The organism is Sphingopyxis sp. JAI128 (assembly GCF_014207235.1).
Taxonomy (GTDB): Bacteria; Pseudomonadota; Alphaproteobacteria; order Sphingomonadales; family Sphingomonadaceae; genus Sphingopyxis.
In genome coordinates this window covers 1-12,654 of record NZ_JACHDA010000008.1, presented here as the reverse complement: position 1 = coordinate 12,654, position 12,654 = coordinate 1, and the positions used below count along the sequence as shown (strand labels likewise).

General features: G+C 64.9%; 17 protein-coding genes. 9 read left to right on the top strand and 8 right to left on the bottom strand.

The window, feature by feature from the left end; all coding sequences use genetic code 11:
* The first annotated feature begins 20 nt into the window (after positions 1 to 20).
* The 3 genes from HDC35_RS17055 (at position 21) to HDC35_RS17045 (ending at position 1,764) form a co-directional block, all read left to right on the top strand.
* Positions 21 to 587 carry a nucleotidyltransferase family protein gene (locus tag HDC35_RS17055; protein ID WP_260397810.1) on the top strand — a complete coding sequence of 189 codons (567 nt, stop codon included), beginning with the start codon at positions 21 to 23 and terminating at the stop codon, positions 585 to 587.
* 27 nt (positions 588 to 614) lie between these two features.
* The gene (locus tag HDC35_RS17050) at positions 615 to 1,466 is read left to right on the top strand and encodes an amidohydrolase family protein (protein ID WP_184648597.1); all 852 of its coding nucleotides are present in this window, start codon (positions 615 to 617) and stop codon (positions 1,464 to 1,466) included.
* 115 nt (positions 1,467 to 1,581) lie between these two features.
* Positions 1,582 to 1,764, top strand: coding sequence for a CsbD family protein (locus HDC35_RS17045; protein WP_184648596.1), 183 nt, complete (start codon positions 1,582 to 1,584; stop codon positions 1,762 to 1,764).
* 79 nt (positions 1,765 to 1,843) lie between these two features.
* Here the strand turns inward: HDC35_RS17045 and HDC35_RS17040 are convergent, their stop codons facing one another.
* The 4 genes from HDC35_RS17040 to HDC35_RS17025 form a co-directional block, all read right to left on the bottom strand.
* The gene (locus HDC35_RS17040; RefSeq protein WP_184648595.1) at positions 1,844 to 2,593 is read right to left on the bottom strand and encodes a hypothetical protein; all 750 of its coding nucleotides are present in this window, start codon (positions 2,591 to 2,593) and stop codon (positions 1,844 to 1,846) included.
* Between the two features lie 86 nt (positions 2,594 to 2,679).
* Positions 2,680 to 3,120, bottom strand: a complete 441-nt coding sequence (locus tag HDC35_RS17035; RefSeq protein ID WP_184648594.1) for a DUF1330 domain-containing protein — start codon at positions 3,118 to 3,120, stop codon at positions 2,680 to 2,682.
* Entirely contained in the window at positions 3,117 to 3,668 is a 552-nt protein-coding gene (locus HDC35_RS17030) for a GNAT family N-acetyltransferase (RefSeq protein WP_184648593.1), read from the bottom strand. The genes HDC35_RS17035 and HDC35_RS17030 overlap by 4 nt, the downstream gene beginning before the upstream one ends.
* A 160-nt stretch (positions 3,669 to 3,828) precedes the next feature.
* Positions 3,829 to 4,227, bottom strand: coding sequence for a glycine zipper 2TM domain-containing protein (locus HDC35_RS17025; RefSeq protein ID WP_184648592.1), 399 nt, complete (start codon positions 4,225 to 4,227; stop codon positions 3,829 to 3,831).
* A gap of 178 nt (positions 4,228 to 4,405) precedes the next feature.
* Between HDC35_RS17025 and HDC35_RS17020 the strand changes: the two genes are divergently transcribed.
* On the top strand, positions 4,406 to 4,627 hold the full coding sequence (locus tag HDC35_RS17020) for a hypothetical protein (RefSeq protein WP_136174006.1): 222 nt from the start codon (positions 4,406 to 4,408) through the stop codon (positions 4,625 to 4,627).
* 23 nt (positions 4,628 to 4,650) lie between these two features.
* Positions 4,651 to 5,568 (top strand): EamA family transporter RarD, encoded by a 918-nt coding sequence (rarD, locus tag HDC35_RS17015; RefSeq protein ID WP_184648591.1) that lies wholly within the window; start codon positions 4,651 to 4,653, stop codon positions 5,566 to 5,568.
* A 37-nt stretch (positions 5,569 to 5,605) separates the two neighbouring features.
* On the opposite strand, the gene pyrC is transcribed toward rarD, so the two are convergent.
* A complete protein-coding gene (gene pyrC / locus HDC35_RS17010; RefSeq protein WP_184648590.1) occupies positions 5,606 to 6,628 on the bottom strand; it encodes a dihydroorotase in 1,023 nt (340 codons plus the stop codon).
* A gap of 58 nt (positions 6,629 to 6,686) precedes the next feature.
* Here pyrC and HDC35_RS17005 point away from each other — a divergent pair, with 58 nt between their 5' ends.
* The 3 genes from HDC35_RS17005 to HDC35_RS16995 are packed head-to-tail and all read left to right on the top strand — an operon-like array spanning position 6,687 to position 8,625.
* On the top strand, positions 6,687 to 7,412 hold the full coding sequence (locus HDC35_RS17005) for a folate-binding protein YgfZ (protein WP_184648589.1): 726 nt from the start codon (positions 6,687 to 6,689) through the stop codon (positions 7,410 to 7,412).
* A gap of 41 nt (positions 7,413 to 7,453) precedes the next feature.
* Positions 7,454 to 8,029, top strand: coding sequence for a hypothetical protein (locus HDC35_RS17000; RefSeq protein WP_184648588.1), 576 nt, complete (start codon positions 7,454 to 7,456; stop codon positions 8,027 to 8,029).
* A gap of 35 nt (positions 8,030 to 8,064) precedes the next feature.
* Positions 8,065 to 8,625 carry a TIGR02281 family clan AA aspartic protease gene (locus HDC35_RS16995; protein WP_184648587.1) on the top strand — a complete coding sequence of 187 codons (561 nt, stop codon included), beginning with the start codon at positions 8,065 to 8,067 and terminating at the stop codon, positions 8,623 to 8,625.
* Positions 8,626 to 8,705: 80 nt separating this feature from the next.
* Here HDC35_RS16995 and HDC35_RS16990 read toward each other — a convergent pair whose 3' ends face one another.
* From HDC35_RS16990 to HDC35_RS16980, 3 genes are read right to left on the bottom strand one after another with little or no spacing between them, the layout of a single operon-like run.
* Positions 8,706 to 9,782 (bottom strand): glycerophosphodiester phosphodiesterase, encoded by a 1,077-nt coding sequence (locus tag HDC35_RS16990; protein ID WP_184648586.1) that lies wholly within the window; start codon positions 9,780 to 9,782, stop codon positions 8,706 to 8,708.
* Positions 9,779 to 10,129, bottom strand: coding sequence for an ArsC family reductase (locus tag HDC35_RS16985; RefSeq protein ID WP_184648585.1), 351 nt, complete (start codon positions 10,127 to 10,129; stop codon positions 9,779 to 9,781). The genes HDC35_RS16990 and HDC35_RS16985 overlap by 4 nt, the downstream gene beginning before the upstream one ends.
* A 23-nt stretch (positions 10,130 to 10,152) precedes the next feature.
* Positions 10,153 to 10,863: a Crp/Fnr family transcriptional regulator gene (locus HDC35_RS16980; RefSeq protein WP_184648584.1), complete on the bottom strand. Its 711-nt coding sequence runs from the start codon at positions 10,861 to 10,863 to the stop codon at positions 10,153 to 10,155.
* Between the two features lie 254 nt (positions 10,864 to 11,117).
* Here HDC35_RS16980 and HDC35_RS16975 point away from each other — a divergent pair, with 254 nt between their 5' ends.
* A complete protein-coding gene (locus tag HDC35_RS16975; RefSeq protein ID WP_184648583.1) occupies positions 11,118 to 12,491 on the top strand; it encodes a class II 3-deoxy-7-phosphoheptulonate synthase in 1,374 nt (457 codons plus the stop codon).
* The last annotated feature ends 163 nt before the right edge of the window (positions 12,492 to 12,654 follow it).

The window sequence follows — 12,654 nt, the reverse complement described above, 5'->3', positions numbered from 1 at the left end:
CCGACGAGCTCGCGCGGCGCTTGTCCGGCCTGGTAACCGGGCATCCGGCGGTTTCGTCGATCCTGCGCCGGTGGGGCGAGATTGCGCTGCCCGACGCATGGTTGACCGGCAGCATCGTGGCGCAGGCCCGGTGGAACGAGCATTTCGGTTTCGACCCGCATCACGGGATCGCCGACGCCGATATCGTCTATTTCGACGCCGGCGACTTGTCGGCCGAAGCCGAAGAGCGGACCGAATTGCGGATCGCGTCGCTGTTCGCCGACCTGCCCGTGCGGTTCGACGTCAAGAACCAGGCGCGGGTCCACCTGTGGTACGCCGCCAAATTCGGCCATGCCATCGTACCCTATCGGTCGGTGCCCGACGCGATCGGGACTTATCCGACGACCGCTGCGGCGATCGGATTGCGCCGGGCAACGGACCTTGAGATAGTTGCGCCCTTCGGGCTGGCAGATTTGCTGCGCCCCGTTGTGCGGGCCAATGCGACGCAAATCACCGAAGCCTATTATGAATTGAAGTCCGCGCGGTGGCGGCAGTATTGGCCAGATCTCGAAATCCTGCCATGGGGCGAAGCGGTTTTGCGCCGCTAGCCCAGCCCGTCGATCAAGGCAACGCCTATGAACATCACAACCTTCCTCGCCGCCGCCCTGCTGCTCGTCCCGGCGGCCGCGACCGCCCGGCCGGTGTTCGACAGCCATGTCCACCTGTGGGACGGCGAAAAATCGCTCGGCGAATATGAGGCGCAAGTGAAGGCGGCGGGGCTGACGGTGAGCGGGCTGGGCGTGATGTGGTTCGGGGGCCCGAACCAGGCGCGCGCGGGCAATCCCGCGGACATTAGCGCGCGCAACGATGCGCTGATCGCGCTGGCGGCGAAGCATGGGGGCGTCGTTCCGATCGCGACGGTGCATCCTTATGACGGCCCCGCGGCGCTCGACGAGTTGGCGCGCGTCGCGGGGCGCGGCGTCAGGCTGCTCAAAATCCATCCGCACACGCAGCGTTTCGACCCCGCCGATCCGCGCGTGCTGACGCTGGTCAAGCGCGCGGGCGAACTCGGCGTGATCGTCGTGATGGACAATGCGAACATCGTTCCCGGCGGCGACAGCGAAAAATTGTTCAACCTGGCGCTGTCTGCGCCCCAGACGAGATTCGTCTTCGCTCATATGGGCGGGCCGAACTTTCGCTTCTGGAACATCCTCAAAATGGCGCGCACCGCCGAAGGATTGTTAGGCGACAATATTTATTTCGATATTTCGGCGACGGTAACGCTGGCGGCCGATGCGCCGATCGAGGAAGAATTCGTCTGGACGATGCGCAATGTGGGCATCGATCATATCCTGCTCGGGTCGGACTATCCGCAATTCTCGCTGGAGCAGACGACCGAAGCTCTGGAACGGCTCGATCTTACTCCCGAGGAGAAGGAGAAGATACGCCAGGGCAATGCAGCCCGGCTGTTCGCAACAAGGCCTTAGCCAGCCGTCTTTTCTCCTGAACGCCTTGTCCCGTCGATCGGAACGTCATCGCGAGCCCGCCCGTTGCGGGAGCAGAGGCATCCCCTCCGCCTCGCTAATCCGAAGGAGAATCCCCATGGGCGAACTTACCGAAAAAGCGAAAGGCATTGCCAACGAAGCCGCCGGCAACACCAAGCAGGCGATCGGCAAGGCGAGTGACAACGAACGACTGCGCGCCGAAGGCGAAGCGCAGGAGCGCAAGGGCGAAGCCCAGAATCTGAAGGGCAAGGTCCAAGGCGCGCTCGGCGACAAGATCTGATCCTTGCTTGCCCCGAAGGGCAAGAAGAAGGCCCCGGGATCCCTCTCCCCGGGGCCTTTTCACTTTGTTTGCGGAGGGTCTATTTACCGCCGGAAGCGACGAGATCGACGTCGGTCATTCCCCCATCGCGGCGCATGAACAGCACATAGGCTAGATCGCCCTTGGTGCCGCCGAGCATATGCTCGCTGCCGTTGACCCGGTGATCGCTGGTGTAGCCTGCGCGGACCGCCATCGTGTGATAATAGTCGAGCACCGCCTGCATCGACGCCGCCGTCTGGAAATTGACGACGCGGATATTGCATTTGCCGCCGGCCACGCCGGCCGCCTCGCGCAGCGTGGCGCGCGGGTAGATTTTGAACGCGGCGGGAAGGCGATCGGCCCATGCGTTGCCATAGGTCAGCTTGGCATCGCAGCTGCCCTTTTGCTGTTCGCGGGCGAGCGCGCCGATCGTGACGGGACGCTTCTGGGCATCGCAGCCATCGCATCCCGCTTCGAACGGCAGCGCCTTGGGCGCGGTGAGCAATTTGCCGGCCGCTTGGGCCGCCGCCGCTTCGGCCGCGGTTGCCGCCTTGCCGCCGGCGACGCCCGGAACACCGCCGTTGACGGGCCTGTTGCCCGGACCGACAGCATTCTGGTTCGACTGGCCGGTCAGTTTGGGGTCGACCATGATCTTGTCTTCGAGCGAGCCCTTGATGGCGGGATCGGCGCCCGCGAGGCCGTCGTCGAGCGGTGCCAGCTCGGCCTTGGCATTCGGATTGTCCCGGCAGCCGGCGAGCGGCGCCGCCACCATCAGCAACCCGGCAACAAGCCATTTTCCGCGCAACATCATCGCTAACACTCCCTTAATCCTTTACCGGGAATGCCCGATTTTGGTCAAAAAGGCCCAAATAAAATGCGTTAACGGGCAGGGGTTTATCAACCGAAAACTGTCTCGGAGCGAGACGCTTTGGGTGCGCAGCGGATCAGGCGCGAGGTTTCGACCGCCGCCTGACGATGGATCACGGCCTCGCGATAGACGGGGTCGGTGACCATCTCCATGAAGGCGGCGCTACCTGGATATTCGGCGATAAAGACCGCATCCCAACGTTCGTCGGCGGGCCCGATCACCATCGCTTCCATCGTTCCGCTCCAGACGACGCGTCCGCCGACGCGCGCGAATACCGGGCCGCTGCCCGCGCCGTAATGGCGATAGGCCTCGGCGCCCGTCAGATCCTTGGCGGCGAGCGGGTGGCCGTCGGGGTAGATCGCCCGGTCCCGGAAGCGGACGAGGTTGAGCATATGTATGACCGTATCGCGGGGAAGCGCTTTGAACGCATCGAACTGGGCGCGTTCGGGGTCGATATGGCGGTCTGTCATGGCATAAACTCCTTGCGCTTGACCCGCCAGGCGTCGGCGCTCTGCGTCCAGGCGTCGACCGGTGCATTCTCGAAGGGCGCGGGCAGGCGCGTCGGGCCGCTGTTCGTCGCGCCGAGCCGCCTGGCAAGCGCCTGCGAGCGCGTGTTCGCGGGGTCGATGCTGTGCATCAGTTCGGGCCATTTCAGAAATTCGACCGCGAAGTCGCAGGCAGCGACGCTGCCCTCGAGCGCATAGCCTTTTCCGGCAAATTTGGCGCGCACCCCGTAGCCGATTTCGGGCGCGGGCCAGCCGTCGGGTTCCCATGGGCCGAGGCGCCCGACCCACTCGCCGGTCGCGCGTTCGATGACGGAAAACATGGAAAATCCGCGAATATGCCAAGCGCCGGCAAGCGTGCACCACATGCGCCAGGCCGCCGAGCGCGGGCAGGTGCCGCCGATGAAGCGCATCGTGTCTTCTTCGGCGCACATTTCGGCGAAGCCGTCGAAATCCTCGGTGGCGGGGGGGCGCAGGATGAGCCGCTCGGTGACGAGCAGGGGGCCATTTAACATTTGTCTCTCTCTCGCAGCAATCGGCCCACGCTTTTGCGGCAAGAGGGTGGTCAGGGCAAGGGCGCACGCTTGAGGGCACCGGCGTTGAAACCGGTGCCCTCTCCATCAGCGCGTACGGGTGGAGGGGTCTCAACCCGCACTCGAGACGGTTTCTGTCTCTTTAACGGCAGCGATATTTGTCGCGATCGATTTCGCGGCCGAGCAGCGCGCCACCTGCGGCGCCGAGCACCGTGCCGAGCAGCTTGTCGCCACTCCCGGCGATTTCGTGGCCGGCGAGACCGCCGACAGCCCCGCCGATCAGAAGGCCGGTCGTGCCATTGTCCTTCTTGCAGCGATAACGGCCGTCATTGTCGCGCCAGATGCGCGTGTTGCGATTGATGCGCTCGTCACGCGCATAATAGCGGCGATCCTTGCGCTTGCGGTAGAAGTCCGACGACTGTTCGAATTCGTGATAGCCCGGCGCCTTGGCGGGGGTCGTCACGCCCGCGTGCAGCGGCGTGGTGCCGAGGACGCTGGCGGCGGCGAACGCGCCGATCAGGCCTTTGGTGATGATACGCATGATAAATCCTTTCCTGGTTCCGCGCTCCGTCCCCGGAAGGTTCAGGCGCTTCGAGGAGAAAACGAGCCTGCTCCCGATCGCGTTGCATGAACGCAAGGCAACGAGACGAAGCGAGCGCATCCATCGACGAACCGAAAGGGTCTTGCCGCATCGCGGAGGGCGTGCGAGAACCGCGTCCATGCTCAATATCGGATCGCTCATCATCGGCGCCATCGCCTTGGTTCTGGCTGTTTTTGCGTTCATTCCGCTGCTCGGCTGGGCGAACTGGGTGATCATCCCCTTTGCCGTCATCGGGCTCGCACTCGGTGCGATGTCGGACAAGACGAGCGGGCGGAACCTCAATATCGTCGTCATCGTGATCGGCGTCATTCGCCTGATGCTCGGCGGCGGCATCATCTGATCCCCTAGACGGCCCAGAGCGCGATGGCACAGACACCGGCCCCCGCGGGGAGCAATCAGGGCGGATTGCCCTTTGCGCTCGCCGCCTATGGCATCTGGGGCTTCGTCCCGCTGTTCTTCAAATTGCTGAGCAGCGTGCCGCCGGTCGAGGTGCTGGCACAGCGGATCATCTGGTCGCTGCCGCTCTGTTTCGTCATCATGCTCTTTCGGCGGCAGATCGGCGAATATCTGGCGGCGCTGAGGGACTGGCGGACGCTGCGGCTGCTGCTCGCGAGTTCGTTGCTGATCGCGGTCAACTGGCTCGTCTATATCTATTCGATCTTCACCGACCATGTGCTCGCGGCGAGCCTCGGCTATTATCTCAACCCGCTGGTCAATGTCATGCTCGGCATGATCTTCCTTGGCGAGCGGCTGTCGAAGTTACAACTGCTGGCGGTGGCGATCGCCGGGGTCGGGGTCGCCATCTTGCTCGCGGGTGCGCTCGATACCTTGTGGATCAGCCTGACGCTCGCCTTTTCGTTCGGCATCTATGGCCTGATCCGCAAGGTCGTTCCCGTCGGGGCGTTGCCCGGGCTTTCGGTCGAGACGACCGTGCTGCTGTTGCCGTCGCTTGCCGTGTCCGCCTGGTATTTGTGGGCGGGCGACGGGCGAGGTTTCGGAGCGGACGGATCGATCAGCCTGCTGTTGATGGCGGGGGGTGTCGTGACCGCGGTGCCGCTGCTGCTCTTTGCCACCGCGGCGCGGCGAATGAGCTATGCCGCGCTCGGCTTCGTCCAGTTCCTCGCGCCGACGCTGCAGTTCGTCCTGAGCCTGTTCGTCTTCCACGAGCCGCTGAAGCCCGCGCAGTTCGCCTGCTTCGTACTGATCTGGGCAAGCATCGCGGTGTTCAGTTTCGACATGCTGCGCAAGATGCGCGCCGAGCGGATGATCGAGGTGGCTTGATGATATCCTCCCCATGGCTGCGCCACAGGGAAGATTTTCAGACCAGCCGCCAGCCCAGCGTTTCGCCCGCGTGGAAGGGGACGACCTCGCCGATGCGGTCGGGGACGAGCGACTCGCCGCGTTCCAATGTCACCGTGCCCTCATTGAGCGGCAGGCCGTAGAAGCGCGGGCCATGTTCGCTGGCAAAGCCCTCGAAATGGGCCAGCGCATCATCCTCGTCGAACGCCTTGATATAGCTTTCGAGCGCATAGGGGGCGTTGAATATGCCCGCGCAGCCGCAGGGCGCCTCTTTCGTGTGCGCCGCATGCGGCGCGCTGTCGGTGCCGAGGAAAAATTTGGGCGAGCCCGAGGTCGCGGCGGCGCGAACTGCAAGCCGGTGATGCTCGCGCTTGGCGACGGGCAGGCAATAAGCGTGCGGGCGGATGCCGCCGACGAGCATCGCGTTGCGGTTGATGTGGAGATGCTGCGGGGTGATCGTCGCTGCCACGGTCGCGGGCGCATCGGCGACGAACTGCGCAGCCTCGGCGGTGGTGATATGTTCGAAGACGATCTTGAGCGCGGGAAGCGCGCGGACGAGCGGTTCCAGCGTGCGTTCGATGAATACCGCCTCGCGGTCGAAGATATCGACGTCATGGTCGGTGACCTCGCCGTGGATGAGAAGCGGCATGCCGATCTCCTGCATCCGTTCGAGTACGCCCATGATGTTTGCGACGTCGGTGACGCCGTGCGCGCTGCCGGTGGTCGCGTGCGCGGGGTAGAGTTTGGCGGCGGTGAAGACGCCGTCTTCATGGCCGCGCGCCATCTCGTCGGGGTCGCTGTGATCGGTGAGATAGGCGACGATCAGCGGGGTGAAGTCTAGCCCGGCGGGCACCGCGGCGTTGATGCGGTTGCGGTAGGCGCGGCCCTCCTCGGCGGTCGTCACCGGCGGCGACAGGTTGGGCATGACGATCGCGCGCGCGAACTGGCGCGCGGTATATTGCGCGACATGGTCGAGCATCGCGCCGTCGCGCAGGTGAACATGCCAGTCGTCGGGGCGGCGGATCGTCAGGCGGTCGGTCATCGGAAAGACTCGTTGATAGTGGGCTTGGCTTTGGCTGAGGCGTCCCTAAATTATCGTCATGTCCAATACCACCCTCCACGACCGCGCCCTCATCCGTCTGTCGGGGGAGGATGTTCGCGGTTTCCTGCAAGGTCTCGTCACCAACGACACGTCGGGCAATTTGCCGGTGTGGGCGGCGCTGCTCACTGCGCAGGGCAAGGCGCTGTTCGATTTCCTGATCTGGGCCGACGAGCAGGATGTGCTGATCGATTGCGAGCGCGATGCGGCGGAGGCGCTGGCGAAACGCCTGACCCTCTATCGCCTGCGCCGCGCGATCACGATCGCATTGGAGCCCGAGCTGGCGGTGCATTGGGCGCCCGGCGGCGATCTGGGTGTCGTCGATCCGCGGCTGCCCGACCTCGGCCAGCGCTGGCTTGCGCCCGCCGGCGAAGGCGAGGGGGCCGACGCCGCCTGGCGCGCGCACCGGCTCGCGCTGGGTGTAGCCGAAGGCCGCGCCGAGCTCGGCGACGGGACGACGTTGTGGCTCGAATGCAATGCGGCCGAACTGAACGGAGTCAGCTTTACCAAGGGTTGTTATGTGGGGCAGGAAAATACCGCGCGGATGAACTGGCGGCAGAAGGTGAACCGCCGGATCGTTGTCGTCCCGGTCGCCGAGGCCGACGAGAAAAGGCAGGTCATTGCCTATCCCGAGCTTGGCTGGTCGGTCGAGCATCGGTGGACCGAGGCGATCGACCCCGCCACCGCCCCGGCATGGATGCGCGAGGGGCTCGCCGGCGGCTCATGACAGATGCAGCCTTTGCTGCTAGAATCCGCAGCATGCGCGCTATGCCGATTTCGTTGGCGCTCGTCGCCATTCTCGCATCCCCGATTGCCGCAGTCGCGGCGCCGGCGTCGCTGTTGCCGACCGAGCCCGAGGCGGCGGCGCCACGCGCACAACTTGTTCCGCTCGCAGCGGATTCGGTGTGGACGCCGCGCTTTGCGGCGGCGGCCGACGAATTGGCCGCGGCGCTCCGTTCGCGCGATGAGGCGGCGTGGGCACCCTTGCTCGGCGGGCAATGGCTTTCGGCCGCCGACCGTGCGTGCGTCGAAAATCTTCTCGGCGATCGTCACGGTCCTTTCGGGCACGCGCTTTTCTCAGACCGCGTCACGCACCGCGCGATCCTGGGCTGGCGCGCGCCCGCTTCGCTGGGCGCCGATGAGCGCGCCGCGATCGAAGCGGGAAAGGAGGCCGAGGCGATCGTCTGCTGGTCCGCGGGTGATGACGGCGCGGGGCCCTGGCCCGCGACCGCGACAGATGCCGACAACCGTCATGGACGTTCCTATGCCTGCGCGCGGATCGTTTATTCGATCCGCGGGGCGATGCCGGTCTGGCGGGCTTTCATCGAACAGGCCCCCGCTTAACCAATATCCAACCTGTGTTTGCGAAAAGGCGCCACATGATGGGGCGTTTTCTTGGCTTGGCCGCGGTGATCGCGGTGGCGTCGATCGGTATGGCGGGGATCGCCGGTCGGTCGGCCAGCGATGCGCGCGCGTCGGCCGAAAGCGCGGATGACGCCCACGGCAACTGGACGACGCAGCGCGACCGGCGCGGCGGATGGTCGTCCGAACCGTCGCCGGCGTCCCGATCGTCGGGTGGGGAAGTGCGGCTTGGCCGGTCCGGCGACTCGCATTTTTACGCCGACGCCGAGATCGATGGGACCAACGTCCGCATGATGGTAGACAGTGGCGCGTCGATCGTCGCGCTGACGCGCCGCGATGCCGAAGCGATCGGGATCGATGTCGACGACCTGCCGGTCAGCGGCATGGCGCGCACTGCGGGCGGCGACGTGCCGATGCGCACGGTCATGCTCGACAGCGTCGAGGTCGACGGGCTCGAAGTACGGCAAGTGCGGGCGGCCGTTGTCGATGCCGACATGGGCGTATCGCTGCTCGGCCAGAGCTTCCTGGCGAAGCTCGATGCGGTCAATGTCGAAGGCGACACGATGACATTGCGCTGAGGTTTTGGGCTGGGAGAGGAGGTTAGCGGCTGTCGGTGGTTTCAGGACCCCGCGCGGCCACTGCTTCCGATGCGGGCCGATCAGCCTCCGGCGCGCGTCTTGGCTGCCGCGACCGCTTCGCGCGGGTTGTCGCTGAACAGCCCGTCGATGCCGGTTTTCAGATAGGCGTCGATTTCCGCCGCCAGATCGCCGTGGCCGGCGGGATTGATCCCGCCCTTGTCGCCGAGCGGCAGGAAGTAATTTTCACGGCGAAAGGTCCAGGGATGGACCTTGAGCCCCGCGGCATGCGCATCGCGCACAAGGTTCGTCGGATCGCCGAGCCGGCCCAGCGCGCCGCGCGGAATGACCATTTCCTTATACGGCCCGATGCCGTCGGCATAGGCGGCGATTGCGGTGAGGCCCGCAGGCGCCGCCATCGCGGCATAGCTGGTGCCCGGCGTGTCGGCCGGACCGCCTTCGCCATCCATCAGCTGGATCAGCGGCAGGTCGCTCTTCGCGCGCAGCGCCTTCAAATTGCCGACTTCGAAACTCTGGATGAACACCGGCGCCGCACGTCCGCGGTAACCGAAGCGATCGAGCATCGCGAGCAGCGGCCCCTCGTGCGGCAAGCCGATCGACGCGAAATAGGCGGGATGCTTGGTTTCGGGATAGACGCCGACGGGCCGCTCGCGCCCCTTGTTGGCTTCGGCAAGGAAGGTCAGGATTTCCTCGAAGGTCGGGATTTCATATTGCCCGTCGTAATCGGTGCTGCGCAGTTTCGGCAATCGCTCGCGCGCGCGCAGCGTCTTGAGCTCGGCCAGCGTGAAATCCTCGGTAAACCAGCCGGTGACCTTTTGCCCGTCGATGGTCTTGCTCGTCTTGCGATCGGCAAATTCCGGGCGGTTCGCAACATCGGTGGTTTCGGAAATCTCATTCTCGTGCCGTGCGACGAGGGTGCCGTCCTTGGTCAGGACAAGGTCGGGCTCGATATAATCGGCGCCCAGTTCGATCGCGAGCTTGTATGCGGCGATGGTATGTTCGGGCCGCTCGCCCGACGCCCCGCGATGCGCGATGACGATTGGCGGCTGGCCGTCGAGGGTTGCCTGCGCGGTCACGGGCTCAGCCGCGCAGCCGGCGGTAAGCATCAGGGCGAGCAGCGCCGCGAAACGCCGCATCATTTCGCAAAACGAGCCTGCCATTCGTCGGGCGAAAACCCGACGCCGACCCCGTCCGCCGCTTCGACTACCGGCCGCCGGATCATCGCCGGCTGCTCGAGCATCAGCGCCTTGGCCGAAGTGGCGTCGAGGCCGTTCTTCTGCGCGTCAGGCAGCTTGCGGAAGGTCGTGCCCGCCTTGTTGAGCAGCTTTTCCCAGCCCAGCGCATCGATCCAGCCATCAAGCCGCGCGGGGTCGAGCCCGTCCTTGCGGAAATCATGAAAGCGATACGCCACGTCCCGCTCGTCGAGCCAGCGGCGCGCCTTTTTCACCGTGTCGCAATTCGGAATGCCATAGAGAATCAGCGTCATGCCCGAGGATTAGCAGGACGCGATTACATATTCGAGGCGTCAGATGCGGGCGTCGCTTTCGAAACAAGGGGCCGCTCGGCGATCCGCGTGTTCGCGCTCGCCAGCTTGCCGCGCAGCGCGCGCGCAAAGCCTTCGTGGAGCGCCCCGGCGAGGTCGGGATTGGCGGCGAGATAGGCACGCAGCGCCGCCGCCGGGACGAACCACAGCCGCGCGTTGCTGCCCAGCACCACCGTGCCGGTCGCATGGGCGCCGCCGAGCACGGTCGCTTCGCCGATCAACGCGCCGTCAGACAGACGCGCGATCTCGGCGCCGTCGCGCTGGACCGAAGCGAGCCCTTCGGCGAGATAGAAAAGGCTGGGCGCTGCCTGATTCTCGCGGATCAGCACCTCGCCGCGCTTTGCCGAAATCCAGTGCCCCTGATCGATGAGACCGCGCGCGGCGAGGGGACCGAGCCGCCCGAAATGCTGACGGCGCAATTCCTCTTCCTCCGCCGAAAAGCGGACATTTGTCCCGTGCAGCCACAGCCGGGTCAATATGCCGATGTTGACGACCAGGATGGCGAGCACGAGCAGGCCATAGCCGACATCGGGGTCGCGGAACAGGACGAGCGGAAGCGCGACGAGCGCGGCGGCGGCAAGTCCCATGCGGACATAATCGATGCGCACGACGAAACTCGTCGCCAGCAGCAACAGCAGCACCCCATAAACGAACCATGCGGAATCGAAATTCGCCATAGCCAATCGCTTCACGTCGGGGCCCAAATCGGGCCGCGGATGTATAACGTTACCGATAGCCGAATGCCTTGATCGCGCTCCTACCGTCGTTTCAAAAGCTTGTAACAAACTATCAGTTTTTGGGGTCCAAGAAAAGCATAGGTGCGCAAAGGTCACGATAATGCTAATTTTCTCGTTTGATCGTGCCGGAAACATTGCTTCCGCGCGGTATAGGCGCCATGTGGCGCTCGATTCGAACGCGAAAAGACAGGCAGATGACGAAAAATTGGCAACCGCATAGCTGGCGCTCGCACGAGGCCCGCCAACTCCCCTCCTATCGCGACGCCGATGCGCTCGCGGCGGCGGAGCGCGAGCTCAGCAATTATCCGCCGCTGGTGTTTGCGGGCGAGGCGCGCGACCTGACCGCCGAACTCGGCAAGGTTGCCGAAGGCAAGGCGTTCCTGCTCCAGGGCGGCGACTGCGCCGAGAGCTTTGCCGAATTCCACCCGAACAATATTCGCGACACCTTCCGCGTCCTCCTCCAGATGGCGGTCGTGCTGACCTTCGCGTCGAAGATGCCCGTGGTGAAGCTCGGCCGCATGGCGGGCCAATTCGCGAAGCCGCGCTCGGCGGACATGGAAGATATCGATGGCGTATCGCTGCCGAGTTACCGCGGCGACATCATCAACGACATTGCGTTCGAGGAAACGGGCCGCGAGCCCGACCCCGCGCGCATGGTCAAGGCGTATAACCAGTCGGCGGCGACGCTGAACCTGCTCCGCGCGTTCGCCGGCGGCGGTTATGCGAACCTGCACCAGGTCAACGCCTGGACGCACGATTTCATGGACCGCAGCCCGTGGGCCAAGAAATATCAGGAAACCGCGGCACGGATTTCCGAGGCGCTCGCTTTCATGGAAGCGTGCGGCGTGACGCCCGAGACGGTGCCGCAGATCAAGGGCACCAGCTTCTACACCAGTCATGAAGCGCTGCTGCTCCCCTATGAACAGGCGCTCACCCGGCAGGACAGCCTGACCGGCGGCTGGTACGACACGTCGGGGCATTTCCTGTGGGTCGGCGACCGCACGCGGTTCGAGGGCTCGGCGCATATCGAATATCTGCGCGGCATCGGCAATCCGGTCGGGATGAAATGCGGCCCCAGCCTCGAGCCCGACGTGCTGTTGCGCCTGCTCGACACGCTCAACCCCCATCATGTCGCGGGGCGCATGACGCTGATCACGCGTTACGGCCACGACAAGATCGAGGCGCATTTGCCCAAGCTGGTGCGCGCGGTGAAGGAATCGGGCCACCCCGTCGTCTGGTCGTGCGACCCGATGCACGGCAATGTCATCAAGACGCCCAACGGTTACAAGACGCGCCCGTTCGAGCGTATCCTCGCCGAAGTGCGCGGCTTCTTCGCCGTCCACCGCGCCGAAGGCACGCATGGCGGCGGCATCCATATCGAGATGACCGGCCAGAATGTCACCGAATGCACCGGCGGCGCGATGGACGTCACGCAGATGGACCTCGCCGACCGTTACCACACGCATTGCGACCCGCGCCTCAACGCAGGGCAGAGCTTGGAACTCGCCTTCCTGCTGGCCGAAATGCTCAATCAGGAAATGGCGGATCGCGCGAAACAGGCCGCTTGATTTAACGGCGATCCTGTCTTTCCAAGCCTGCGCCAAGAATGGCGGCTTTCGACCGATTGCGGACGTTCAATCCTCCCTGTGGCGAAGCCATGGGGAGGTGGCAGCGCGAAGCGCTGACGGAGGGGCAAATGGCGCGAGGTCGCCGCCCCTCCACCACCGCCTG

What these genes read in the sequence shown, in the direction of transcription:
- HDC35_RS17050 (WP_184648597.1), top strand. Translation starts at nt 615, where the DNA reads ATGAACATCACAACCTTCCTCGCCGCCGCCCTGCTGCTCGTCCCGGCG.
- HDC35_RS17045 (WP_184648596.1), top strand. Translation starts at nt 1,582, where the DNA reads ATGGGCGAACTTACCGAAAAAGCGAAAGGCATTGCCAACGAAGCCGCC.
- HDC35_RS17040 (WP_184648595.1), bottom strand. Translation starts at nt 2,593, where the DNA reads ATGATGTTGCGCGGAAAATGGCTTGTTGCCGGGTTGCTGATGGTGGCG.
- HDC35_RS17035 (WP_184648594.1), bottom strand. Translation starts at nt 3,120, where the DNA reads ATGACAGACCGCCATATCGACCCCGAACGCGCCCAGTTCGATGCGTTC.
- HDC35_RS17030 (WP_184648593.1), bottom strand. Translation starts at nt 3,668, where the DNA reads ATGTTAAATGGCCCCCTGCTCGTCACCGAGCGGCTCATCCTGCGCCCC.
- HDC35_RS17025 (WP_184648592.1), bottom strand. Translation starts at nt 4,227, where the DNA reads ATGCGTATCATCACCAAAGGCCTGATCGGCGCGTTCGCCGCCGCCAGC.
- HDC35_RS17020 (WP_136174006.1), top strand. Translation starts at nt 4,406, where the DNA reads ATGCTCAATATCGGATCGCTCATCATCGGCGCCATCGCCTTGGTTCTG.
- rarD (WP_184648591.1), top strand. Translation starts at nt 4,651, where the DNA reads ATGGCACAGACACCGGCCCCCGCGGGGAGCAATCAGGGCGGATTGCCC.
- pyrC (WP_184648590.1), bottom strand. Translation starts at nt 6,628, where the DNA reads ATGACCGACCGCCTGACGATCCGCCGCCCCGACGACTGGCATGTTCAC.
- HDC35_RS17005 (WP_184648589.1), top strand. Translation starts at nt 6,687, where the DNA reads ATGTCCAATACCACCCTCCACGACCGCGCCCTCATCCGTCTGTCGGGG.
- HDC35_RS17000 (WP_184648588.1), top strand. Translation starts at nt 7,454, where the DNA reads ATGCCGATTTCGTTGGCGCTCGTCGCCATTCTCGCATCCCCGATTGCC.
- HDC35_RS16995 (WP_184648587.1), top strand. Translation starts at nt 8,065, where the DNA reads ATGATGGGGCGTTTTCTTGGCTTGGCCGCGGTGATCGCGGTGGCGTCG.
- HDC35_RS16990 (WP_184648586.1), bottom strand. Translation starts at nt 9,782, where the DNA reads ATGATGCGGCGTTTCGCGGCGCTGCTCGCCCTGATGCTTACCGCCGGC.
- HDC35_RS16985 (WP_184648585.1), bottom strand. Translation starts at nt 10,129, where the DNA reads ATGACGCTGATTCTCTATGGCATTCCGAATTGCGACACGGTGAAAAAG.
- HDC35_RS16980 (WP_184648584.1), bottom strand. Translation starts at nt 10,863, where the DNA reads ATGGCGAATTTCGATTCCGCATGGTTCGTTTATGGGGTGCTGCTGTTG.
- HDC35_RS16975 (WP_184648583.1), top strand. Translation starts at nt 11,118, where the DNA reads ATGACGAAAAATTGGCAACCGCATAGCTGGCGCTCGCACGAGGCCCGC.